Consider the following 22,885-nt stretch of genomic DNA (forward strand, 5'->3'; position numbering starts at 1 on the left):
ATGCAGCGGCAAGCCGCTGCATAGAGCACAAATTGCGCAAGCGCAATTCGGATTCCGGCGCAAGCGCCGGAATGAATTCCGTAAACGGAATTCTGAACGGAACGCAATTCGCGCAAGCGCGAATTGTGGGAGTCCCCGCAAGCGGGTCCTCCTAGGCTGGCTACGGGGTGAGGGTGCATCACGTGCGGGCCTGTGTAGGGCTTGGGAATCCTAGCCAGTACCCCGACAACGAATGTGACGGGCCGTCGGTCCGATTGGGTGCCGGCCCTACCGCAGTGACGGGCTCCGCTGCGCTCCACCCGAACCCATCCTCATCATCGAAAACCGACTACTCGCGTTCGCCAATACCCCGTCAGCCTACCCTATGAGCCATGCGTACGGGCGGGAATCAGACCATGTGTCAGCCTCAAGGGAGAACCTCTGATACCAACATGCATCACAACGCCTAGCTGTGTAGAGCTTGGGGTCGTCGGACACCACCTCTCTGATTGCGCGCCGCAGTCTGTGAAAAGGTGAAAAGGGCAATATCCAGGAACCTAAGGGCTGTCCCACTTCACCGAGGAATGATCAAATCGGTGAACTGTCCCACGGTTGGAACTCGGCCCCGGTTGAAGACGACAGCTACGAACACGACCACCACCGGCAGCAGAGGGATGAGGGCAGCCTCGGGCAATCCGAGTACGGCCGCACCAGCCATCACCAGTACGACGGTAAGCCCCACCACGACCCCTCGGATCCGCTCCCTCGGTGCGGCTGGAACCACATCGGCGAATTGATCTGCGTCGAGGAGGTCGTCGATACGCCCCTCGGCGTAGCGTTCGGCAATTGTCAGCAGCATCACGGTGAGGTCTTCAAGGGCGCGGCCTGGGTCGGAGTCCTGCCGGGCTTCGGCCTTCCGTAGCGCGCCCACTACCAGTGCGGCATGTGCCTTGAACTGGTGCTCGTTGTGCCGTCTGGCTCTGGCGCGACGGGTGCGGTGAGCCCTCCAGATGGCGCGCTCGACCGGTTGAACGGAGACTCGCGGGATCTGGCAGTCCGGCTGGGTTTCCTCCCACCGGCGGAGAACGACCGCGCACTGGGCTGCGACCGTCAGCAGGGCAACGACCGGCCAGCAGCGTCGATCCTCCGCGCGGGCACTCTCCCTGTCCGCGTACTTAGTGAGGCCCTCGAGGTCGTAGGCGGAAAGTGTCGCGCCCCTGCCAGAGCCGATGAGGTTCGTACTCTTGATGAGCCGCACTTCAGCGGTCAGGATCAAGGCCCAGAACAGGAGCTTCGTGACCCTGCCGATCGCGGAAGAGTCCCAAGGGAGGACCGCCGTCGGTAGAGCCGCGAAGCCGCTGAGCAGTTCCTGTACCAAGCCGGACTGTGGTCCCGGATCGGCGCTCCACCGCAGATGCTCCCAGTCGGCCATGTCCTCGACGTGCAGCACGATGAACAGCAGTACGGCAAACCGGAGTGTCTTGATCGACCCTGCTACAGGCAGAGCGCGCCACCAGCGCACGACGTACGAAGGCGCCAATCCGTTACCGCCAACACGATCGTGGATTCGAGGCGGCAGCAGCAGCATCTGAGTCAACAGTGGAGCAGCGCGGCGCACCCCCGAGTCGGCGCGCCAGCGCTCGAAGCGCTCCCAAGAAGCAGACCCCCAGCGCTGAATCGGTCCAGGAATGAGGAGCAGAAGCATCCCGACCAGGACCAACCACGGGGAAAGCACGCCGACAAGAGCGATCGTAAACACGGGGACAGTCTCACGCACCCACCGACAGCCGGGCTTCGAATTCGACGAATCCAGCACAGTCCCGACGTTCACTCGGTGTGCCGTTTCTTCAGGTGAACCCGTGCCCGCGATCGGGTGAGGGGCCGTCATGACCGCTGTGTGCGGCGAGGGGCGGCTGCTACACCACGTCCTGTGATGATCTCCCTGATGCGGCGTGGTCTGCCCGCGCTCGCCCTCGCCGCCCTGCCCCTGCTCGCGACGTCGTGCCCCGCTGGCGCCGTGATGGTGCCCACGCCGGTGGAGGAGCTGCCCTTCACCTCCTACGCCCCGGCCCAGCCTCCCGCCGGCGCACCCAGTGTCCGGATGGCGCTGCCGCTGTTCGATGCGATCGACCGGCTCCCGGTCGCCGCAGAACACCGCGAGGGCTACCAGCGAACCCTGTACAAGCACTGGAACCGCGGCCTGAACGCCACCGACGGCTGCGACACCCGCCGAGAAGTCATCCTCGCCGAGGCTGTCGAAGCACCCGCTGTCGCGGCCGGCTGCAAGCTCACCGGAGGATCGTGGCGCAGCGCCTACGACAACCTGGTGGTGACAGACGCAGGCCGACTCGACGTCGACCACTTCGTGCCGCTGGCTGAGGTGTTCGACTCCGAGCAGACACCGTGGAGCGCGGAGCGGCGCGAGGCCTATGCGAACGACCAGGACAGCCCCGACACGCTGATCGCTGTCTCGGCCGCCTCCAACCGGTCCAAGTCAGACAAGGACCCCGCACAGTGGATGCCCACCGACGGGACCTACCACTGCACCTACGCCGCGACCTGGGTCGCGACGAAGCTCCGCTGGGACCTGGCCGTCGACGAGAACGAGCGCCAGGCGCTCCTCGGGACCGCGGAGGACTGCGGCGACACCACTGTCACCTACACACCCGCCCCGTAACCCCGGCCCGGGACGTTGGTGCAGGGCGTAGACGGCCTGGCAATGCCCCCGGGTCTGGCGCCTGCTGAAGGGGTTCCCCCACTACTCCTGCTGCGCCTCCCACCAGATGCGACGTGCGGCGAGATGTCGAGGGGCCAGATGTTCAATTGTCCGAACAAGGGAGCCGATAGACGTTCATCCTTGGGGCATGACGCAGTTCGTCGCCTTGTCGGCGCCACACAGCACGCAGAGGATCACGTCACTCACGCGACGGGAAGCCTTCGAGTATCTCAACGGCGATGGCAGACCTTGGTGGGGTCGGCTCAACGAAGTCGTTTTTCTGCAGTCACTGTATGACCTGGATGCTCTCGGCTCGACAAATTCACGGTTCAGAACCGCACGCGAAGAAATCACCCAACACAGAATAAGAAACGAAAACGACTGGCCTGACGACTGGGTTTTCAGCTATCCGAATTTTCGGATTTCGGATGGCACTGATGATGACTTTCTCGCGTTTTTGGCGCGCTTCGTGCACCCGGAGACGCAACCAGACGGTGATCACTCATCTCGGCATGTAGAACAGTTGAATCGCATCCTGGGGCCGGATGGCTGGGCCCTGCGTCCCTTCGAGTACCTCTCGGGTCGCCCCATTTACACACCAGCTGCTGTTCAAGCCACCGAACCGTTGGTTGCACTGCCGCTGGGGGACGATGACGCCGGCAAGCTCGACCTCGTTCTCGGGCAGACCTACGGTCTGCTCGACAGGGAAGGTGAAGATGCCGCCCGCGACCTGGTGCGCATGTCTGTTTTGACACTGCGCCATGACGGCGGTTTCTTCCACCCCATGGCCGGTAACTCGTGGACGGACGCCACCTACGAAGCCGTCCTCACAGTGCCTTCTGTGCTGCTTCCGTCGTTTACTGCGACGATCACCGACACGATTTGGGCACGGCTGCAAACCGTCCTCGCCCGCCTTCAGCGCGCAGACATCCAGTCGCTCGTGGTCGACGGCGATCCCGGTCCGTTGCCGTCGGTATCAGAAGATTGGAGGGATCAGGCAGCCGAGCATGACGCTCCCATGTCGAGGCGCCTGCGTATCCTTCTTCCCACAACGGAGTTCAACGTCACTGAACAGGACTTCTCGGACCTAGAAATCCGTGGTGAGGACTTTCCCTACTTCTACGACACCCGCAAGGCTCGGCTGATCACCGATTTCCTCCTCGACGACCGGCCGCGCGTCGCCACGTTGTGTCAGGTCACCCTCATCAACAAGGACAGCGTCCTTTCACCCAGAATAAAACTGTGGAAGAAGGACAAGACCAAGGCTGCGAAGACTGCGCTTTTTGAAACCATTCCCGGCACCGAGACTTCTCACGTAGTGAAAGCCCTCGTCGACATCAAGGATGCCCACGAAAATTTCTGGAAGGTCATCAACTTCCTACAGGGCTGCTCCGGAATGGAATTCCCCGAAAGCAGTCGGCGGCTGGTCGTCGACGACGAAGCCGAGTTGGTCAGGCTCCTGGCCGGCCAGGAGCGCACGACGCTCCTGGAAGCCGTCAAGAGCGTCATCGGGGGTGGCCTCACCGAGGAAGACATCCGGCTGATCAGCAATCGCAAGGCGCAACTCCAGCGATTTCACAGTGAGCCTTTTCCATCTTGATCAGGTGGCGAGTTCGAGGGCGATGACGGCGCGGACGACGGTGGTGATCCGGGTGGTGCTGCAACGGAGCTTCCGCAGGAGCCGCCAGCATTTGAGGGTGGCCATGGCTCGTTCGCCGAGGCTTCGGATCTTGGCGTGATCGCGGTTGTGACGCCGGCGCCAACCGCGCAGACCTTTGCCACGGAACGGGACGCGGACAGCAGGACCTGCGCCCTGATACGCCTTGTCCGCCCAGCACTTGATGCCATCGGCGGCGAGAGCGGCGGGAATGCCGTGGGTCCGGGCCGCGGTCAGATCGTGTACTGCCCCGGGCAGCGCGTCCGAAGCCCAGATCAGACGGCCGGCTGGATCCGCGAGTACCTGCACGTTCATCCCGTGGTGCTTCTTCTTCCCCGAGTAATACGGCTGGTCGGCAGCGATGCGGTCGATCGGCAGCACGGTGCCGTCGAGGATCACGTACGCCTTCCTCCGCACGGTCCGCATCGCCTGCTCCAGCGTTGGTGCCTGAGCGGCCAGGAGGTCGACGGCCTCGCGTATGTATCGGTAGACCGTCGCTATCCCGACGCGGAAACCTGCTGCAAGGCGGGCGTAGGTGTCGCCGCAGCGAAGGTGCGCCAAGACGAGCAGGGCTTGCCGGCCGCAGGTCAGGCGACGCCATCGGGAGCCGATTCGACGGCGGTGACCTGCGAGGAGACCGGAGAGGTGCTGCAGGGTGCGGCTGGACAGATCGATGCCGGACGGGTAGACAAGCACGCGAAGGCTCCTGGCGGACTGGTGATCTTGGTCGTGAACCCGTCTACCAGGGGCTTTCTTCATGTCCGCTGCCGGGGCCGCCCGTCTAACCTCCCGTCAGGTTGGAAACAGCTCAGTCTGCTGACCGACCAGGAGTACTTCGAGCAGGAGCGCAAAAGTGCGGCAGGCCCGGAGGCCGTGTGGCAGAAGCTCTTCGAAGAGAATCCTTGGATCTTCGGCTACGGTCTCAACCTCGTCGCCTGCGAACCGTTGAACGGCGGGAAGCTGGAGCGGTTCACAACCGGGGCCAACATCTTCACCGGCGCCGGGAAGCGCAGTGACGCTGTCATGCGCTCCAAGGGATTCATCAGCAGCCTGCTGCTCTGCGAGATCAAGACTCATCTCACGCCTCTGCTGGCAGCCACACCGTACCGGCTTCCGGACGTCTACCAAGTATCCAAGGAAGTTGTCGGCGCCGTGGCGCAGGTGCAGAAGACCGCGCACAAGGCCCTTCGTCAGGTCGCAGGTGAGCTGCACACGCTCTACGAAGACAGTGGCGCCCCGACCGATATCGAGGTCGCCACCGTCCGCCCCAAACAGGTGCTGGTGATCGGAAATCTTCGTCAGCTCACGGAACGCAATGCGGGTAACCCTGAGAAGATCGCCTCTTTCGAGCAGTACAGGCGATCCGTCCAGGACGTCGAGGTCATCACGTTCGACGAACTCTACGAACGGGCCTGCTTCATCGTCGGTGACCGCTGAGGCAGGTCACCGTACGAGTGAGAGGGCAGGGCGTGCGGGCGCGCTCTTCTGCTCGCCGCCTCGGAAGCTGATGGGGGCGAGGCCGAAGACGTAGTGGTTGAGCTCTTCGGGGTAGATGTGCACTGCTTTCGCCAGTTCGCTGACGGGGACTTTGTCCGCTCGTAGCGCTTCGAAGACCTTGGAGATCAGCTTGCTGTTCTCCCGGACCATGGTGGAGCCGGGTTCGCCTTTGCGGTAGCCGAGTTGCGCAAGCTGCTTGGCGGTCTGCTGGAAACGCCATTCGGAGAGGAGCTGCAGGGTCCGCAGGCGGTAGGAGAAGGCCATCGCGGATACTCCCCAGCGCCTCTTTGCGCTCAGTATGCGCTCGACTGAGGCGTTGTTGACTTGCTGGGCGAGCATGCCTGCCTTCGGCATGAGGAAGGCGGAGGCGAAGGCGTCGGCGGCTGTCTCGGCGGCAGGGCCGCGGGGAGTTTGGTAGCCGCTGTGGAGGACGAGGTGGCCCAGTTCGTGGGCGGCGTCGAAGCGGCCTCGTTCCCCGGTCTTACGGGTGTTGAGCAGGATGTAGGGGGTGCCGTGCCGGGTGGTGGAGAAGGCGTCCGCGTCCAGGCAGTCGGGGGCGAGGGAGAAGACGCGTACCCCGTGCGCTTCGAGGAGGTGGACCATGTTGGGGGCCGGCGCTTCGCCAAGGCCCCAGTCGGCGCGGACCTGCTCGGCCGCAGTCTCAGGCGTCAGGTCACCGTAGGTGGGGACATCTGGTTCGGGGAGGGTGAAGTGCTCTTCGAGCCAGTGGTTCAGGGTGGCGGCGATGGAGCCGCAGCTGAGAGCGCTGTCGCGTTCAGCTGCGCTCATCTTCGAGGGGGCGCGGAAGCTGACGGCGCCGGGGACCATGTCTGGAGCTGGTGGCGCGTAGAAGAAGGACATGGGGAAGCGGAGGGCCGCGGCGAGTGAGGAAAGTGTTTCCTCGGACGGGGTCTTGCGTGCATTCTCGAACGCCGTGATGCTCTGGGCAGAGAAGCCCGATTCGCGGGACAGTGCCGCGAGCGTCATGCGCCGTCGTTTGCGTGCGAGTACCAGTCTTTCGGGGGTGAACACTTTCCCCAGCTCCCGTCGTGCTTAGTCGGTCTTCCTGACCTCGAAGTCCAGGTCGTCGCCGTCGTCGGGCGCGTCCAGGAGGGCGATGTCGAGGCCCGGGTCGGTGCGGATGAAGAGTGGAATGCGCTCACTCCACTCGTTCACGTATTTTCCCTCCATTTTCTTGGGGAGGGAAAGTTCTGCGGACAGCTTGCCTTCTGCGTTTCGTTCATAGAGCAGGAACCACAGGGGCATGGAGTCGAGTTCGCCGCCGAACTCGACTTCATCGCGGGAGCTGAAGACTCCCTGGCCGCTGCGTTCGTACTTCGTGTTGTTCTCGACCAGCTGCGCCATGACCCGGCCCTTGGGGTTCTTGGAGCGGACCGAGCAGTCGAGGTCGGCGACGCCTCCTGAGCCGCTGACGGCGGTGATGGCGTGGCTCCCCGAGGGGTGGACGACGCGCAGGATGCTGTCTCGTGCGGTGTACTTCCAGATCGGATCCCGATTTGCCGGGTCAGTCAGGTGTTCTGCGAGGAACCGGTTGGTCCTGCTCCAGAACGTGATGCCTGCCATCGCCGGCGCGTCGAACTCGGTGCACATCTTGGCCTCAGCAACGGCCCGGTCCAGCACACCTTCGAATAGCTTCTTGTCCACGCCGAGCTGCTTGAGCCGGGTGGCAACCTCGTGCGCTTCGCTGCCAGTCACTACATCCCCTCCCAGGGTCGGTTTCAAGGACCGTACCTGGTATGAGGGCTGTTTTTTGAAACCTTGGCGATCATTGCACGCCTGTTCGAATTTGTCATGTCGGGCGTCGCTCTAGATGGACGGGCCCACCCGCACAGCTCTACGCATCACTGAGCTGCGAGGGCGACGACGGCGACCAGGACCGCGACAGCCGCGACGAAGACGCCGGCGAACGAGCCCGCGACGCCCAGGGGCTTCTCCAGGCGGGGGTGGCGGTGGGTGACATACGCCAGGCCGACCAGGACAAGCCCCGACACGAGGACCAGGAGCAGTGCGACGAACAGGACAAGGGCGAAGACGATCAGGGTGGTCGTGGGCACGACGGTTCTCGTTTCGGTGAGGCGCTCGGGCTGAGCGCGGGGTCACAGCCCGCGCTCCGGGACCGCTCAATCGGTCCGACCGGCCACGGTCGGGGCGTAGAGCGGGCTCACAGACGTTGGGTTGCGGGGTGGTGGGCTGCACGATGAAGGAGGCGCCACCAAGCGGCGCAAGCCCTGTCGGTATCGCATCTCAGGCGGCACAGCGCGGCGGTCCGCGCTCCTCGCTCACTAGGTAGCCCGCCGGTGTCACTCATCGGTAAGGGAGTCAGAGACCTCGCGGTGGTCGGCCGGCCCGGCAGGCCAGCTGCGGCTTTGCGCCGCCGACGACGGTCCGGGACCCCTCTCACCTCTTCACGGCTATCGCGTGAAAGAGGTGTCGGTGTGCAAGATCGGCTTGCCCATAGGGTCTGACCTGGGGAAACGATGCGATCTTGAAAAGTGGGGTTCACACCTCCGGTCCTACCTCCGGTGCAACCCTGAATCCCCCTATGGAGACAACGATGGGAGCAACCGTGGGTGCAACCCCCCGCGGGCCCATGAGACGCCTCAGAGCCGGGCCGGTCCTGGGCTTGCCCGCCTTGCTTGCGGTGCTCTCTCTCGCGGGTGCGAGGTTGCGGAATCGGGCCCTGGCTGCGGCCTGGGTCGTCATCCTTGGCTCATGGAGGACTTCGAGTTCGACTGCTGGAGTTGCTGGGAGACCAACGTGCTCCAGGGCCGCCCCAAGGGCTTCTGGACGACGACGCACTACGAGCTACCCAGCCAGTGGGACTGCTGGTCATGCGGTGCCGACAACACCACACCCGACGATTCCTAATCTTCTTGTCAAGCCGTTCTGGCTGGGGCGCTGGCCGTCAGTCGGCCGCCGGCTCGACGGTCGCTGCAACTGAGCGACGGCGGAGCCCTGCGGCCACATGTTCCATTTCGACCAACGTGCCCACCAGGCCGGTGGTCCTCAGCTCGTCGGCCATTGCCCGCGCCTGTGCCAGCGACAGCCCGTGTGTCTCCCGCAGAGCGTGCAAGACAGGGACAAGACTCGACTCGGACCCTGCAAGACGAAGTCGAGCGGGTCCGTGCTCTGTCAGCAGCGCCTGCCGGATCTCCTCGGGGGTCGTTCCGCCGCTGTCCTGCTCGCACCACGCAGTGGGACAGGTCAGGCATCTCCCTTCGGTGCCCCACCACACCTGCCCGCGGTCGATGAACTGGCCGATGTCGCGTATCAGCACACCGCCGCAGTCATCGCAACGCGTCGTGACCTTCATGCCCTGAGTGATCACCGGACTCCCCGCCTTCGACCCTCGGTCTGGGGATCTTCCCGCGTCTGTGTCTGCCCGTCGACCGTAATTCCTCGCGGATTTGTCGTGCTCAAGCGGCGGTCGGGACCGGCGGTACGGGCTCGTAGGACCGATTGTCACGGAGAAGAGCCCAGAGGACGTTGACGCGTCGGCGGGCGAGTGCGAGCACGGCCTGGGTGTGCCGCTTGCCCTCGGCGCGTTTGCGGTCGTAGAAGCGGCGTGATTCCTCGCAGCAGCGAATGCTGATCAACGCGGAGGTGTAGAAGACGCGTTGGAGGCTGCGGCTGTATCTCTTGGGCCGGTGGAGGTTTCCGCTGATCTTGCCCGAGTCGCGGGGAGCCGGGGCGACGCCGGCGAACCCGGCGAGCAGGTCCGGGGTGCCGAAGGCGGTCATGTCTCCGCCGGTAGCTGCGAGGAACTCGGCACCCAGCAGGGGGCCGATGCCGGGCATGCTCGCGATCACCTCGGCGTGTTTGTGCTCGCGAAACAGGGCCTGGATGAGCTTGTCGATCTCGGCGACTTGCTCGTTGAGGCGCATCACCTCCCTCGCCAGGGTGTGCACGAGCTGGGCGGTCGGCTTCTCCCCGCTCACGCTGGTGTGCTGGCGCTCGGCAGCTTCCACGGCGGCCTGCGCCAGTTGGGCGGCGCCGCGGACCTTGCGGTTGCGTAGCCAGGTCTCCAGTCGGCGGGCACCGGTGCGGCGGATGGCCGCCGGCGTCTGGAAGCCGGTGAGCAGGACGAGGGGCCCAGCGTTGGTCACGTCCAGAGTTCGTTCGAGGGCCGGGAAGATTCCGGTGAGGCGGCCCCGCAGCCTGTTAATCGCACGGGTGCGGTCGTCGGTGAGGTCGCGTCGGTGAACGGTGAGGATCTTCAGTTCGGTGACCAGTTCGTCGCCGGGCCGCAGGTGTTACAGGTCCCGCCGAATGCGGGCCTGATCTGCAATGATCGCCGCGTCCTTGGCGTCAGTCTTGCCTTCGCCCCGGTAGCCTTCGGATGCCCGGTTGACTGCCATGCCGGGGATGTAGAGCGTGTACTGACCGTGGTTGATCAGCAAGTCGATCAGCAGGGCAGCACCGCCGTCGGCCAGGTCGATGCCCCAGGTGACCTCGTCGCCCAGGGCGAGGACGTCGGCCAGGAGTCTCAGCAGCTCCGGCTCGTCGTTGGCCACTCGTCGCGACAACAGCCGCTTGCCTGTGCCGTCGACCACCACGCAGTGGTGATGGGTCTTGCCAGCATCGACACCGGCCCAGATCGCTGTCACGCGCACTCTCCAGAGATCGCTTGCTTGCCCGCATGTACCACAGACAACCTCGCTGGCGAGTCCCTACTCAGCGATCGGATCGCAATTCCTAATCAGCAGCCGAGTCGTCGCGGGGGTGTCGGACGGCGAATCGTCTGAAGCCACGGACGGCAGACTACTGAAAGCCACACCCGACACCCCTGGGTGAGCCAACCCTACGAATGGCTCGCTCATCCCGATCAACAAAGTAGGGACTACTGAGATCGCGGCCCGCGACGGCAGGGTGATCATGTTTCTGGACACCAAGCGCGCCGTGGACAAACTCACCGACCACCTGCTCGCCAGCGGTGTGCGGGCCGCCGCACTGCACGGCGGGAAGGCGCAGTCGCAGCGCACCCGGACCCTGACCCAGTTCAAGACCGGGCACGTCAACGTGCTGGTCGCCACGAACGTCGCCGCCCGCGGCATCCACGTGGACGACCTGGACCTGGTCGTCAATATCGACCCGCCGACCGACCACAAGGACTACCTCCACCGCGGCGGCCGCACCGCGCGGGCCGGCGAGTCCGGCAGCGTCGTCACCCTGGTCACCCCCAACCAGCGTCGCGACATGACCCGCCCATGAGGGCTGCGGGGATCGTGCCCCAGACCACCCAGATCCGTGTCGGCGAAGAGGCGCTCAGCCAGATCACCGGCGCCCAGGCCCCCTCCGGCATCCCCGTCACGATCACCGCGCCGGTCGCCGAGGGACGCAGGCGCGGCGCCTCCTCACGCGGCCGACGCAGCTCCGTCTCGGCTGCCCGGCGCGGGACCGCGCGGCAGATTTCCTCCGACGCGGCGGCGGCGGCGGCCTAGAAGCCTCATGATCAGGAAACTGGCCCACCACTGCAGGAGGCACCTATTGACGCTGGTTCAGATGCAGCCCCGCTCGACGAACATCACCCCCGTACGCCAGACCGCGGCAGACCCCATGGACACAGGCGCACTTCACGTCGGCGACGACATGACCGTCGAAGTCGCCCTGTCCGTCATGGCCGGCGCACGCACCGGGCACCTGTTCATCTGCGACAACGACGGCCTGCGCACCCAACTGGTCACCCGGACCCAGCTCACCGCGGTCCGTGACAGCCTCGCGTACACCGACCGGGTCCAACTGCGCGACATCCTCGGCGGCGGTGGGCCGGTCACCTCCCCCGTGGCCACAACCGCCGAAGCCGAGCACGCGGCCCGTCATCCCCGCCTCGCCGCAGCGCCGGTCGCCGCGGGCCCGGACAGCACTCGGGGCGTCCTCGTCCTTGCCCACTGAACCGCCTCACCGTGGCAGAACCACCCCCCTTCTCCCTGGGAGGCATCATGCGCTGTGTCATCGCCCGCTTCCCGTTGGATCTCACCAAAAGCGGTGTCCTGGAATCCATGAAAGGCATCAAGCCCGAACAGGTCACCGGCGAGTCCGTGATCATCGGCCGCCGCACCTGCCCCGTCAAGCAGGTCGGGCAGGCCATCACCCGCCAGGACCGTCGCGATTTCAGCGCCGGTGAAGTTCTCCGGGCCATGACCCAGCTCGGCTTCACCTGCCCCAACCTCCGCCAGAGCGCCGCGCCCACCCGTGTCACCACCCATTCCAGCAGGCTTCCGCGATGCTCGGCGCCCCTGTCACTATCTGACCGGCGAGCGGCTGCGCGCCGCCACCAACACCAGTGAGGGTCCGGCCGGCACATGCCGGCCGGACCCTCACCGCATTACCGCGGTCCGTCAGCGCGCCGCGTAGCAACTCACTGGTCGCAGCAGCTGAGATCACCCACGGTCCAAGCGCTGGCGTGCGGGCCGCCACGCGGCACGTCCCGCCTGTCTTCGGGATCCCCACGGCGCCGTGCAGAATCCGCCCACATGCAAAGGCAGATGCGTGGGCGCCTGCCCCTCACACGTCGTAGCGGTGAGGACGGCGGAGCACTCGTTGAGACGGGCCGACTCCGCCCCGACCGCGGACACCCCCGGTCACCGGCAGCCCCGGGAGCCCCGGGAGCCGGCCGACCCGTGACGACAGCACCACCGGCGACCACGGCCAGTACAAGGGGGTGGTGAAGCCCGTCTGACTTGGGACTGTGCGAGTGCGTGCCCGTCGTTTTAAGCCATGCCGACCATGGTGCCAAGCATCCGGACGCTCATACTGCGATTGACAGGGCCGATGCCCGAGCGATGACGTGGGCTTGCAGTCAGAGCCGGCCAGCACGTTGCCGGGGTGGGGGTCGGCATGGAAAGTCCGCTCATTTTCCCCGCCCGCTCAAGCCTTCAGTGTGCGAGGTGAGCCAGGGCCGCGGTCAGCCCCGGCTGGACCACGAGGACCTTCGCGGTGCCCGTGACGGCGAAGCGTCGCTCGGCTTGATCGCTCAACGGACCGACGCGTATCAGTGTTCTTCCGCAGGCGGACAGTGAGCGGGTGCCCCAAAAGAGGCGCGTCGCAGAAGGCCAGGCCGGCCACGTCGGCTGTCACCGGGTCCCCGGAAGCGACGGCTTCACCGAAAGCAGCTTCCAGCCGCTCGCTCGTATCCGGGCCGGCACTCCCCCCCAGGGCCACTTACGAATGCCCGGGGGAGGGATAACGGGTACTGATCACCATCAGTTCTTCAGGTGCTGGCCGGGCGGAATACACCCCTCCAGGATTCCACCCCCGCCCCCCTGCCCGAGGTCTGGGGGCAGGGCAGGTCTGGGGGGAAGGCAGCCGTGTGGGGTGCGGCCGTTCAGTCCGTAGGTGCCGATTGGGCGGTGCGGCGGTATTCGGCGTTGATGCGCTGTGCTTCCTCGAGCTGGTCCTCGAGGATGACGATGCGGCAGGCCGCCTCGATCGGCGTCCCGTTGTCCACGAGTTCCCGGGCCCGGGCCGCGATGCGTAGCTGGTAGCGGGAGTAGCGGCGGTGGCCGCCCGGGGAGCGGAGTGGGGTGATGAGTCTGGCTTCGCCGATGGCGCGGAGGAAGCCCTGGGTGGTGTGGAGCATGTCGGCGGCGCGGCCCATGGTGTAGGCGGGGTAGTCGTCGTCGTCGAGACGGCCGAAGGAGTCGTCTGCTGTCATTTGCACCTCTTCTTGATTGAACGCGTGGAGGGGCCCCGGTGCCATATTGCACCGGGGCCCCGAAGGAACTGCTACACCATCTGCCGGCCCTTGTCGTGCGCCGGCCTTCTGTTTCCGCATGCCCGGCCGTGATGGTGCCGGGTGTGCGGGGATCGCGGTTGCTTGACCGGAGACCACCTCACTATCGATGTCCTGCGGTACCCGGGCTCAGACTTCTGCCCGGGCGATCCTGATGGCGCTCAACTCCTCCGTTCTTCCCTCTGGGGATCAACTGCGAACTGCGGGTACTGCTGGGTACTGCGAACTGCTCTATGGCCTTGTCGAAGCGCCACACTTCCGGCAGCCAGCCCCGTCGCCTGTTGTGCGTCTGCTGTGGCTTGGAACCCCGCTGCCGAACTTCCCGGTACGCGCGCCGCAGCCTGACGCCTTTACCGAGGAACCACTGGTACTGCCGACTGCACTGCGTACTGCTCGTGGCGGCCCCTGATTACCGCGGGCCACCCGGTCCGGCCGCCAGTCCCGTCGCCGTCGTGCAACCACCCTGGCTCCGAAACTCCACCACCGCACCGTCCTGCGAACCGCAACTGCGGGTACTGCTGCCGGGCAGTTCGTCCCTGCCCGGCCCTGCTGTCCTCCTGGCTACGACAGAAACCATAACCACACCACAGCCCAATGTCTACTCCAGTCGGCACAGATTTTCAGAGTGTGCGTCAGGGAGGTATTCGACTGCGGAGCACGCAGAGACGAACGTAAGCCTCTCCGGCATCAGAGCCGCTGGGAGTCCTGCCGGGTCAGCACCGCAGGCAGAAGGGGAGCGAGGTTCTCGAGCACGGCGCAGTCCGGCACTCGCCGGCGCGCGGAGCTCCGCGCCCGGTGGTCACGGCAACCGCCGATCACGTAGGCCCGCTGACGCGGGACGGGTGTGCACAGCGGGGCGGGTGTGCACAACGGCCCACGCCGATACCCCCGCGGCCTCGAAGGTGATGGTCAGGACAAGGGTGGCGTCATGCTCCGAGTCGGGCCGGGGCCGCGTTGTCCGTCGCGGGCGCGGGAAGCGCGGGCGGTGCCGGGGCGGTCGAGGGTGTGGTCAGCTGCCGGCGGTGGCTGTGGCGACGTTCGCGTGGATGGCGAAGACCTGGTCCAGGCCGACGATGCGCAGTATGCGGGCGGTGTGGGCGGGGACCGTGGCAAGGGCGATGCGGGCGCCGTGTTCAACGGCCTGGCTCCGGGCCGAGATCAGGGCACTGATACCGCTGGAGTCGCAGAAGGCCAGATCGGCCAGGTCCAGGACCAGCAGTTGTCCCGCGGTGAGAGTCAGGCTGTCCACGGTCCTGCGCAGTTCGGGCGCCGTCTCGTAGTCGAGGTCACCGGTGATCTCCAGTACGGGACCGGTGACGGCGTCTCGGACAGTGATCGTCAACGGTCTCATGTCAGGTCTTCCTTCGCGCTGGTGGGAAGGGTGGCGGGGATGCCGAGAGCGAGGAGGGCGGTGTCGTCGTCGAGCCCGTCGCCGAAGGAGGTGAGGAGGCCGCTCAGGGCGGTGATCAGGGCCTGCGGGCCCGCCGGAGGCTGGGCGGCGGTGAAGGCCCGCAGGGCGTCCTCGCCGTACCGTTCGCGATCGGGTCCGGTACGGGCCTCGGTCAGGCCGTCGGTGTACAGGAGCAGGGTGTCGCCGGGCAGGAGCCGGGTGCGGGCGGCGACGAACGGTGCCTGGGGCAGGACACCGACGAGCAGCCCGCCGGGGGTGGGGAGGTAGTCGGCGCTTCCGTCCGCGTGCTGGATCAGCGCGGACGGATGGCCTCCGGAAGCCAGGTGTACGCCGGCGTGGTGGTCGCCGATTTCGAGGATGCCGAATACGGCCGTGCAGTAGCGTCCCTCGCCGCCGGCGTACCGGTCGTGCAGCACTGTGTTCAGTGTGCTCAGCGTCCTGACGGGGTCGGCGTTGTGCAGGGCGGCGGCCCGCAGGGTGTAGCGGGCCAGCGAGGTGACTGCTGCGGCCTGGGGGCCCTTGCCGCACACGTCACCGAGGAAGAACGCCCACCTCCCGCCGTCCAGGGGGAACAGGTCGTAGAAGTCCCCGCCCAGCAGATCCGGGGAGGCGGTGTGGTAGTAGGAGTCTGCCTCCATGCCTGGAACGGCGGGAAGCTCGGCGGGCAGCAGGCTCTGCTGAAGGACGGCGAGCGCTTCCTGGAGGCGGAGGCGGTCGGCCTCGGACTGCCGACGGGCTTCCTCAGCCGCCTTGCGGCCGCGCAGCAGCTCCGCTTCGTACGCGCGGCGGTCGCGGGCGTCGAAGACGGTGGTGCGGATGAGCGTGGGCTCGCCGTTCTCGCTGGTTTTCACCTTCGAGGTGACCAGCACCGGTATCCACTGCTCGCCGGCGGTCTTGATGTCCATGGCGATGCCGCTGACCTCGCCCTTCATCTGCAGCAGCGGCGCGAAGTGAGTCTCGTGATACAGCTTGCCGCCTACGGTCAGCATGTCGGCGAACCGCATCCGGCCCACCACCTGTGACCGCTTGAGGCCCAGCCAGTCCAGCAGCGTGGTGTTGATTTTTGCGATGGTGCCGTCCATCAGCGTCGACAGGTACCCGCATGGGGCCTGCTCGTACAGTTCCTCGGCGCTGTCCTCCAGCAGTGATGTGAACGCCGCGTCCGTGGAATCCACATCGTGCTCCTCGCCCGGCTCGGGCACCGATGGGCCGGTGCGGCACATCACCGGGCTGCTCCCATGAAGTCGGTGATCGCTTCCGCGGTGGCCTGCGGCGCGCTCAGCTGCGGGCAGTGTCCCGTAGCCTCCAGGGTCACCAGGCGGCTGTCGGGGATGACGTCGCGGACGTAGGCGCCAACCTCCCTGGGAGCGATCACGTCCTGCCTGCATTCCAGGATCAGCGTCGGCACCGTGACCGTCTTCAGGTCCTGGCGGCTGTCGGAGAGGAACGTCGTGCGGGCGAAGACGCGGGCCATGTCGGGGTCGGTCGCGCAGAACGAGTTCGTCAGTTCCTGGCCGAGTTCCGGCCGGTCCGCGTTGCCCATGATCACCGGGGCCATCGCAGCCGACCAACCCAGATAGTTCGACTCGAGCGACTCCAGCAGCTCGTCGATGTCCTCGGCGCTGAACCCGCCCCGGTACCCCTCGTCGTCGATGTAGCAGGGCGAGGGCGCGACCATCACCAGCCGGGAGATCCGCTCCGGCGCCTTTGCCGCCGTGAGCACCCCCACCATCGCACTGACCGAGTGCCCCACGAACGTCACATCCCGCAGGTCCAGCTCATCGGCCACCTCCAGCACGTCTTGGGCGTAGCCCTCCAGCGAGCTGTAACGACGCTCGTCCCAGGCCGACGGGTCCGCCCGGCCCGAACCCACGTAGTCGAAGAGCACCACCCGGTAGCGCTCAGCCAGCGCAGGGACCACCAGGCGCCACAGGTTCTGATCGCACCCGAACCCGTGAGCCAGCAGGAGCACCGGTCCGTCCGCACGGCCTGTGACGGTTACGTTGTTCCTGCGACGGATATCCATACCCGCCAGTTTCCCATTCCCTGCCCCGCCTGAGGCAGCGAGCCCGGCGCTCCGGCTTCCTTACGGAAGGCCACGAGTTCAGCCTTGGCGTTCACCGATGCCCGAGGCCGATCGCCGCCGTCCCTGCCGTGCACCGCAGACTTCTCACCCGATGCCCGAAACCGCGGCATGCTCGCGCAAGGACTCCCCCCATGTCCACACCGGTTTCCGCGGCGATCCAGTAACCGGCCTCGTGGTTCACCAGGCCAGCCGCGGCCGCCCCAAGGCCGCCCACCGCCCGCCGGATCGTCCCGGCCACCTCGTGCGGCCCGGACCGCGTCTCCACCCTCGGTTCGACTCAAAGCCCCTTTGTCCGCTATGGGGGGTTAGCCTGGCTTTGAGAGGAGTTCCTATGAGTAATCTCACGAGTGCTGTCATCGAGGCCCACGGCGGCTTGGAGCGTTACAACCAGTTCAGCACCGTCACTGTGCATTTCCGTTCCGGCGGCGCCCTGTGGGGGCTGAAAGGGCACGAAGGCGTGTTCGATCACGCCGGAGTACGGCTTGACCTGCACCAGGAGCACGCCAGCCACTATCCGTTCAAGGAACCGGACCTGCACACGTCCGTCACTCCCGAGCGGGTGGCTGTCGAGGACAACGCGGGTGAGGTGAAGGCCGAGCGGCTCGACCCCCGTGCGGCATTCGCAGGGCACTCCCTCGAGACCCCGTGGGACGACCTGCACGTCGCGTACTTCGCGGGCTACGCGATGTGGACCTACCTCACGTCCCCGTTCACCTTCGCCGCCCCGGATTTCCAGACCGAGGAACTGGCCTCCGTCACGGAGGACGGGCAGACCCTACGGCGCCTGAAGGTCTCCTTCCCCGACCGCATCGCCACGCACTGCCAAGACCAGATCTTCTACTTCGATCAGGACGGGCTGCTGCGCAGGCACGACTACACCGCCGAGGTCATCAATGCCGGCGCGGTCGCGCACTACTGCTCGGAACACAAGGACTTCGACGGCATCGTGGTGCCGACCCGCAGGCGCGTCCACCCCCTGGCCGAGGACGGCACCGTCAACGCCGGCCTGGAGCTGGTCACCATCGACGTCGAGAGCGCCCTGTTCATCTGAGGTGTGGCGATCCGGACAGCCGGGCGCCGCGGACAGCCGGGCGCCGCGGACGGCCGGGCCAGAGGCGACGCATGAGGACGGCGCTCGTCGAGGCGCGTCGGACCGAGCGCCGGAGCCGGCCGGTGCACATCACTTCGGCCCGGGTCCCTCGGCGATGACCTGCATGATCTCGGCGAGGGACTGCACCTGCTGCGGAGTGAGCCTGCCCAGGACCGCCTCGCGCACAGCACGCGCGTGACCGGGGCGGCTTCGTCGACTGCCGCCCGGCCCTCATCGGTCAGTACCGCGTACCACGAACACCTTTCGCTTGCCGGAGGGCAGATCCCCACGGCGCACCAGGCCGCTCCTCTTCCAGGCGTCCGACCGCCCGCGTGAGACGAGGGGGAGTCATCCGCACATCCCCGGACAGCCCCGCCATCCGCATGCGCTGCCGCGGAGGCTGGGCACGCGTGACGGGCACGTCGCAGCACAGGTGCGGTATCCCGGCGCTGCTGCGGGTACGGCGGCCGGGGTGTCGAGGCGAGCAGCGTGGCGGCCTGGGTGCAAGGACCGCCGGTTATGCCGCTCCCTGGCCGTCGGCCGACGAGTCTCCTCGCAGACGCCGGGGTGCCCGGCGCTGCCGGGCTCCTCAGATGATCCGGCCTGCCGCCCGCCAGGGGACGTGCTGTGGTGTATGTCCACCCCTGCTGGTGCGGCATGAATTCGAGGTCGTGATCAGCGTACTCACGGCCGGTGGAGGCGCCGGCAAAGGACTGTCCCGCTGCCGCACCCTCTGCTGTGCGACATCGCGAAGGGGCGAGAGGCTTACCCGGGCGCGCGAGGATCCGCAGACACCGCCCGAAGGCGATGACCCATCCAGCTGTTGCCGCGTCACATACTGGCAGCGGTCACCACGAGGCCCAGGGTGGCCGCACCTGCCGAGTCGGCCACGTGACCGCTGCGCCACGGGCAAGCAGAAAACCCGGCCGCCTGTCGAGCCAAAACCTCCGCGCCCGCCCTCGCAGCGGGTCCAGGCCTGCGTCGCGGCGCTGCGGACAGGCGGCCCCGTGTGCCCGAGCGCCGCGCCGGCAGAGTCGCGCGCCACGGCACGGCCGCCCTGGATCCGGCGCGCCTCACGCCCGTGAATGCCCCCGGGCCGGGGCGACGGGCCGGGCAGCCAGGGCCAGGCCGAGCCTTTGCTCCCGGAGTTCCGCCCACCGGGATTGGTGCGCCCGCCCCCGTCGCCGGCCATGGCGGCGAACGGGCGGGGAGCGGGCGTCCGATCCCCCACGTCCGGTTGCCGTGGGCAGCCTCACGGCCGGCTCGCTACACCCGCTCCCCTCCGGTCCGGCAGCCCCGCTATGGCGCCGCCTGCCGGGGTGGGCGCCCAAGGCGCTCACCCCGGCCGCCCCGCACCCCTACGCGCAGCACCGCCTCGGACCCGTGGTGCGGCGCCGCGCCTTGACGGCCTCAGCTGGAGGACGGGTTCTTGCCAGGCGGGCTAGGACCAGGAGGGGATGACGTAGTAACTCTTCACCGGGACCGGCAGGTTGGCCTGGTGCAGGCCGGTGACGTTCCCGTAGGGCTGGGTGCAGTCTTCGCCGAAGAAGGCCACGACGGAGGCGTACTTGAAGTTGGCCACGGAAAGGGCCGGCTCCGACAGGTTCGTGCACTGGGTGTCGGTGGCGGGGATGGGATACACCGTGCCGGTGTAGTCCGCCCCCGAGTAGAAGTTGGCCTGACCCCAGGGAATTGTGGCGGCTGTGGCGGGCTGGGCGACCGCGGCGCCGACGAGCAGGGCGGCTCCCGAAAGGGCGACGGCGGAACCGGCGAGACGCTTACGCATGGTCATGTGTGTACTCCTTCGCGCACGAACGTGGCAGCAGGCCGCCGCCGGTGAACCACTCCACCACGACAAACCAATCTGCTTGATTGAGCAAGTATCTATCGGGTATTCAAGATCCGCTACTCAGCGAACAGTTGACATGCGTCACACCAGGAAGGTGCAGCGGAAGAAAGCTCGCCAAGCACCAATGCCCTCCCGCCGGCGAAACGAACTCGTACACGGTCACGGTCACGGTCACGGCGGGACGCCGGGCTCCGGTCCGGCGATCATGGCCGTGGTGGGGAACGCGACGCGCACAGCGATCACCGGCGACCGGAGGATCACGGGATTCTCGGCCCCTGTGCATGCGGAACTCAACCCCGGGGAGGGCCCGTTACGGCATGAACGGCACCAGGCCAGGCTGCGTCCAGGCCGCGGAAGCGTGCCGTGCGTGCTGGTGCCAAGCACCGGATGGTGTCCCGTCGACCGGCTCCCGGCCACACTCGTGCACCCCCGCCACAGGGTCACTCATGACGTTTCGGCCATCCGGTTCGGCGTCAAGGACCGCTCGACGGTCACCCGGCCTGCCGGCGAGGCGCGCCCGCCCATGCTCACCGGGCAAGGGTGCACCGTCAGCCCGTCAGCCCGTCAGCCCGTCAGCCCGTCAGCCCGTCAGCCCCGAGGAGCGGCTGCGCTCCCTGGCCGAGGCTGCGGAGCGCCTCGGCCAGGCCGGGAAGAGCGGCATCACCGACAAAACCGGGATCCGGATCCGCCGCCCGGCCGCCGGCAGCAATGACCGGGGGGATGTTCTTCTCCGGCCAGGAACAAGCAGAACACCGTAACGGGCCATGGTCCCCACCGGCAGGGACGGGCGACTGCTGTTCTGCAGCCCGACCGGACCCGGCAGTTGCGCGGACATCACCCACGCCCGCGAGTGAGGGCTGGTGGGCTTTGTTCGTGAGAACCGGCTCTGGCTCAACTTCTGTGAAAGCTATCGCTCGGGGAAATCGCGGCCCGATCGTCAGCCTTCCTGTGTCAAAGCAGCGAGGTCGTGACGGTTGGCGACAACCGCTCGACCGCAGCCTGGAGGCAGACGGTTCGCCACCATCTCCACGGCTGCCTCGGCGGTGTCGGCTTCACCGACCAATTCCACCCTGGACGGTCCTGCCACGACGTACCCTCCACCCCGTCGCGGGGCTATGCAGGGCACCTCCCACGTGCGGGGGTGCTCAGTGCACCGGCTGAAGTGCAGCTCCCACATGCCAACCCGGGGAAAGAGCTGCCGCAGCCTGGGTTCGGCGTAGGCGGCGCGCACCAGATCACCGTCCACGCGATCCGAAGCGAGCAGACTCATCCACTCGGCCTCGGTGATGACGTCCTCCGCCATGCCTGTTGAATCCATAGGAGCAGGGTGTCAGAACCATGCATCGAGCCATGGGGAGCGAGGCAAGCACCTTGCTCGCGGCAGGTGCAGCACCCCGACTCCACACAACCTGAGGCAGAATCCGAGAAATGAAGTCAGTCTGATGCCCAAGCGTCCGGGATGATCGAGGGAGGAGTCTCGGATCTGCGAGGGAAGGAACAGCGCGAAGGCGATCAGCGGGCTGAGCCCGGAGAGGACGGCCCGCCTTGAAGTGCTCGTCGACGAGTGCCGGCCACTGTTGACAGGGGACTGCCGGATGGCGCCCGTGCAGCGGCTGCTGAGTGAGCGCCGGGTCGCAGTGCTTGATGCGGTGGTGATCACGCGTGAACTGCTCGGGGCGTGCCCCCGTCGCTCGCGGAGGCGAAGACCGTCGTTCTGACGAGCCCGGGCAGAGGGCGTGAGCTGAGGGTGCACGAGCAGTTCACGGACGGCTTGGAGCGGAACGGTGCCCTCGGGCAGGGACAAGTACCCCAGCGCTGTCGAGACTCGGGAACATCACCCGACCGTGGATCTGGGTGCCTCCCAAGCCCGTGAACAACTGACGGCACCACTGGGGCTCTGGCTCGACTTCTGTGACGGGGCCACTCTGAGTGATGCTTCCCCAAAATCCGAGGCGGCGGAGCGACGGCAGCTCGTATGATCGCGGCAGGGATGGGGCTCGTAGCGCAGCGGTTGTGGCGCCTTCACGGCATGTAGGAGGACGCCGGTTCGAATCCGGCCAGCCCCCTCCCAGCTTCATCTTGAGGACCAGGCGCTTCTCCTTCTTCTCGACCTCGGACGCGGCTCGGTTGTCTCCCCAAGTGACCACATCACAGAAGTTGAGCCAGAAGCGGTTCTCATGAACAAAGCCAGCTGGTCAGGCACCTGACCGGCGGCCCAGCGGTCGAGATCCTCACCGATGCCGGCAACCAGCAACTCGGAGCTCAGACCCGCGGACGCGTCGCGACACCACCGCACCGCAACTTCGAGAAGGATGCCCCGGAGTGGTACGAGGAGACGCACGGGCGTCAGCGCAAGGCACACTCCTCACGCCGCATCCGAACCGGACACGGCATCGCCCACCTGAAGAACCGGCGGGCCCCGGCACGCCGTCCCGGCCGCCGCGAGCACATGGACGACACCGTCCACGCCATCGCCGGCCTCCTGTCCCAGCAGCGAACAGACCGGATCCTGGCCCGGCAGACCTGAGGACCGAGACCCCGCCCTGGCCCTCGACGTCCCACCACCAACCGTGCACGAGCCGTCAGGCAAGCGATCCCTGCGACATCCACGGGAGCCGAAGCAGCACACACCGACCGCGCACGGGTGCGGCCCGGCAGAGCAACCCCTGCCGGGCCGTAACCGTTCCTCCCGATGCCGCCACGCCGCCGAGGTCCGCACCCGCACGAACGACACGCACCGCACCGCACCGCACCCAGCCATGGGCACTCCCCACCAACGGGCCCGTACGGTGTTCGCGAACTCCGCAGCGGCATCACCGCGGGCCGCCCATCACCGCGGGCCTCCCA

At 66.9% G+C, this 22,885-nt stretch carries 18 protein-coding genes, 1 tRNA gene and 3 pseudogenes; 9 read left to right on the top strand and 13 right to left on the bottom strand.

The window, feature by feature from the left end:
- Positions 1–553 precede the first annotated feature (553 nt).
- Positions 554–1,738, bottom strand: coding sequence for a hypothetical protein (locus OHT61_RS00005; protein WP_329033846.1), 1,185 nt, complete (start codon positions 1,736–1,738; stop codon positions 554–556).
- A 174-nt stretch (positions 1,739–1,912) separates the two neighbouring features.
- Here OHT61_RS00005 and OHT61_RS00010 point away from each other — a divergent pair, with 174 nt between their 5' ends.
- Both OHT61_RS00010 and OHT61_RS00015 read left to right on the top strand, forming a co-directional pair.
- Positions 1,913–2,656 carry an HNH endonuclease family protein gene (locus tag OHT61_RS00010; protein WP_329043023.1) on the top strand — a complete coding sequence of 248 codons (744 nt, stop codon included), beginning with the start codon at positions 1,913–1,915 and terminating at the stop codon, positions 2,654–2,656.
- A gap of 187 nt (positions 2,657–2,843) precedes the next feature.
- Positions 2,844–4,295: a hypothetical protein gene (locus OHT61_RS00015; RefSeq protein WP_329033848.1), complete on the top strand. Its 1,452-nt coding sequence runs from the start codon at positions 2,844–2,846 to the stop codon at positions 4,293–4,295.
- On the opposite strand, the gene OHT61_RS00020 is transcribed toward OHT61_RS00015, so the two are convergent.
- On the bottom strand, positions 4,296–5,021 hold the full coding sequence (locus OHT61_RS00020; RefSeq protein ID WP_329043024.1) for a transposase family protein: 726 nt from the start codon (positions 5,019–5,021) through the stop codon (positions 4,296–4,298). It lies immediately after the preceding gene.
- Between OHT61_RS00020 and OHT61_RS00025 the strand changes: the two genes are divergently transcribed.
- The gene (locus tag OHT61_RS00025; RefSeq protein ID WP_329033850.1) at positions 4,905–5,789 is read left to right on the top strand and encodes a Shedu immune nuclease family protein; all 885 of its coding nucleotides are present in this window, start codon (positions 4,905–4,907) and stop codon (positions 5,787–5,789) included. The two genes, OHT61_RS00020 and OHT61_RS00025, sit on opposite strands and share 117 nt — an antisense overlap.
- Positions 5,790–5,795: 6 nt before the next feature.
- On the opposite strand, the gene OHT61_RS00030 is transcribed toward OHT61_RS00025, so the two are convergent.
- The 3 genes from OHT61_RS00030 to OHT61_RS00040 form a co-directional block, all read right to left on the bottom strand.
- A complete protein-coding gene (locus OHT61_RS00030; protein WP_329033853.1) occupies positions 5,796–6,881 on the bottom strand; it encodes a helix-turn-helix domain-containing protein in 1,086 nt (361 codons plus the stop codon).
- Positions 6,882–6,902: 21 nt separating this feature from the next.
- The gene (locus OHT61_RS00035; protein ID WP_329033855.1) at positions 6,903–7,565 is read right to left on the bottom strand and encodes a hypothetical protein; all 663 of its coding nucleotides are present in this window, start codon (positions 7,563–7,565) and stop codon (positions 6,903–6,905) included.
- A 146-nt stretch (positions 7,566–7,711) separates the two neighbouring features.
- The gene (locus tag OHT61_RS00040; RefSeq protein WP_329033856.1) at positions 7,712–7,924 is read right to left on the bottom strand and encodes a hypothetical protein; all 213 of its coding nucleotides are present in this window, start codon (positions 7,922–7,924) and stop codon (positions 7,712–7,714) included.
- A 658-nt stretch (positions 7,925–8,582) separates the two neighbouring features.
- On the opposite strand from OHT61_RS00040, the gene OHT61_RS00045 reads away from it, so the two are divergent.
- Entirely contained in the window at positions 8,583–8,738 is a 156-nt protein-coding gene (locus OHT61_RS00045) for a hypothetical protein (RefSeq protein WP_329033858.1), read from the top strand.
- Between the two features lie 37 nt (positions 8,739–8,775).
- Here OHT61_RS00045 and OHT61_RS00050 read toward each other — a convergent pair whose 3' ends face one another.
- Both OHT61_RS00050 and OHT61_RS00055 read right to left on the bottom strand, forming a co-directional pair.
- Positions 8,776–9,198, bottom strand: coding sequence for a hypothetical protein (locus OHT61_RS00050; RefSeq protein ID WP_329033859.1), 423 nt, complete (start codon positions 9,196–9,198; stop codon positions 8,776–8,778).
- 88 nt (positions 9,199–9,286) lie between these two features.
- Positions 9,287–10,477, bottom strand: a pseudogene (locus tag OHT61_RS00055) (IS110 family transposase).
- A 232-nt stretch (positions 10,478–10,709) separates the two neighbouring features.
- Here OHT61_RS00055 and OHT61_RS00060 point away from each other — a divergent pair.
- The 3 genes and pseudogenes from OHT61_RS00060 to OHT61_RS00070 all read left to right on the top strand — a co-directional run.
- Positions 10,710–11,311, top strand: a pseudogene (locus OHT61_RS00060) (helicase-related protein); the annotation flags it as partial.
- A 46-nt stretch (positions 11,312–11,357) separates the two neighbouring features.
- Complete coding sequence (locus OHT61_RS00065; RefSeq protein ID WP_329033861.1) at positions 11,358–11,762, top strand: hypothetical protein; 405 nt, start codon at positions 11,358–11,360, stop codon at positions 11,760–11,762.
- Between the two features lie 47 nt (positions 11,763–11,809).
- A pseudogene (locus OHT61_RS00070) lies at positions 11,810–12,120 on the top strand (SCO5918 family protein).
- A gap of 1,074 nt (positions 12,121–13,194) precedes the next feature.
- Here OHT61_RS00070 and OHT61_RS00075 read toward each other — a convergent pair.
- From OHT61_RS00075 to OHT61_RS00090, 4 genes are all read right to left on the bottom strand, one after another.
- Positions 13,195–13,524 carry a MerR family transcriptional regulator gene (locus tag OHT61_RS00075; RefSeq protein WP_329033863.1) on the bottom strand — a complete coding sequence of 110 codons (330 nt, stop codon included), beginning with the start codon at positions 13,522–13,524 and terminating at the stop codon, positions 13,195–13,197.
- Between the two features lie 1,087 nt (positions 13,525–14,611).
- Positions 14,612–14,953, bottom strand: a complete 342-nt coding sequence (locus OHT61_RS00080) for an STAS domain-containing protein (RefSeq protein WP_329033865.1) — start codon at positions 14,951–14,953, stop codon at positions 14,612–14,614.
- On the bottom strand, positions 14,950–16,236 hold the full coding sequence (locus OHT61_RS00085; RefSeq protein WP_329043026.1) for a SpoIIE family protein phosphatase: 1,287 nt from the start codon (positions 16,234–16,236) through the stop codon (positions 14,950–14,952). The genes OHT61_RS00080 and OHT61_RS00085 overlap by 4 nt, the downstream gene beginning before the upstream one ends.
- Entirely contained in the window at positions 16,236–17,039 is an 804-nt protein-coding gene (locus tag OHT61_RS00090) for an alpha/beta fold hydrolase (RefSeq protein ID WP_329033867.1), read from the bottom strand. Before OHT61_RS00090 ends, OHT61_RS00085 begins: the two co-directional genes overlap by 1 nt.
- A gap of 391 nt (positions 17,040–17,430) precedes the next feature.
- On the opposite strand from OHT61_RS00090, the gene OHT61_RS00095 reads away from it, so the two are divergent.
- On the top strand, positions 17,431–18,150 hold the full coding sequence (locus OHT61_RS00095) for a hypothetical protein (protein WP_329033869.1): 720 nt from the start codon (positions 17,431–17,433) through the stop codon (positions 18,148–18,150).
- Positions 18,151–19,630: 1,480 nt separating this feature from the next.
- Here OHT61_RS00095 and OHT61_RS00100 read toward each other — a convergent pair.
- On the bottom strand, positions 19,631–19,981 hold the full coding sequence (locus OHT61_RS00100; protein ID WP_329033871.1) for a hypothetical protein: 351 nt from the start codon (positions 19,979–19,981) through the stop codon (positions 19,631–19,633).
- Between the two features lie 994 nt (positions 19,982–20,975).
- A complete protein-coding gene (locus OHT61_RS00105) occupies positions 20,976–21,341 on the bottom strand; it encodes a DUF6193 family natural product biosynthesis protein (protein ID WP_329033873.1) in 366 nt (121 codons plus the stop codon).
- A gap of 689 nt (positions 21,342–22,030) precedes the next feature.
- Between OHT61_RS00105 and OHT61_RS00110 the strand changes: the two genes are divergently transcribed.
- Positions 22,031–22,104, top strand: a tRNA-Ala gene (locus tag OHT61_RS00110).
- Positions 22,105–22,885: the final 781 nt, after the last annotated feature.

The sequence above is a fragment of the Streptomyces sp. NBC_00178 genome (assembly GCF_036206005.1).
In the GTDB taxonomy this organism is placed as follows: domain Bacteria; phylum Actinomycetota; class Actinomycetes; order Streptomycetales; family Streptomycetaceae; genus Streptomyces.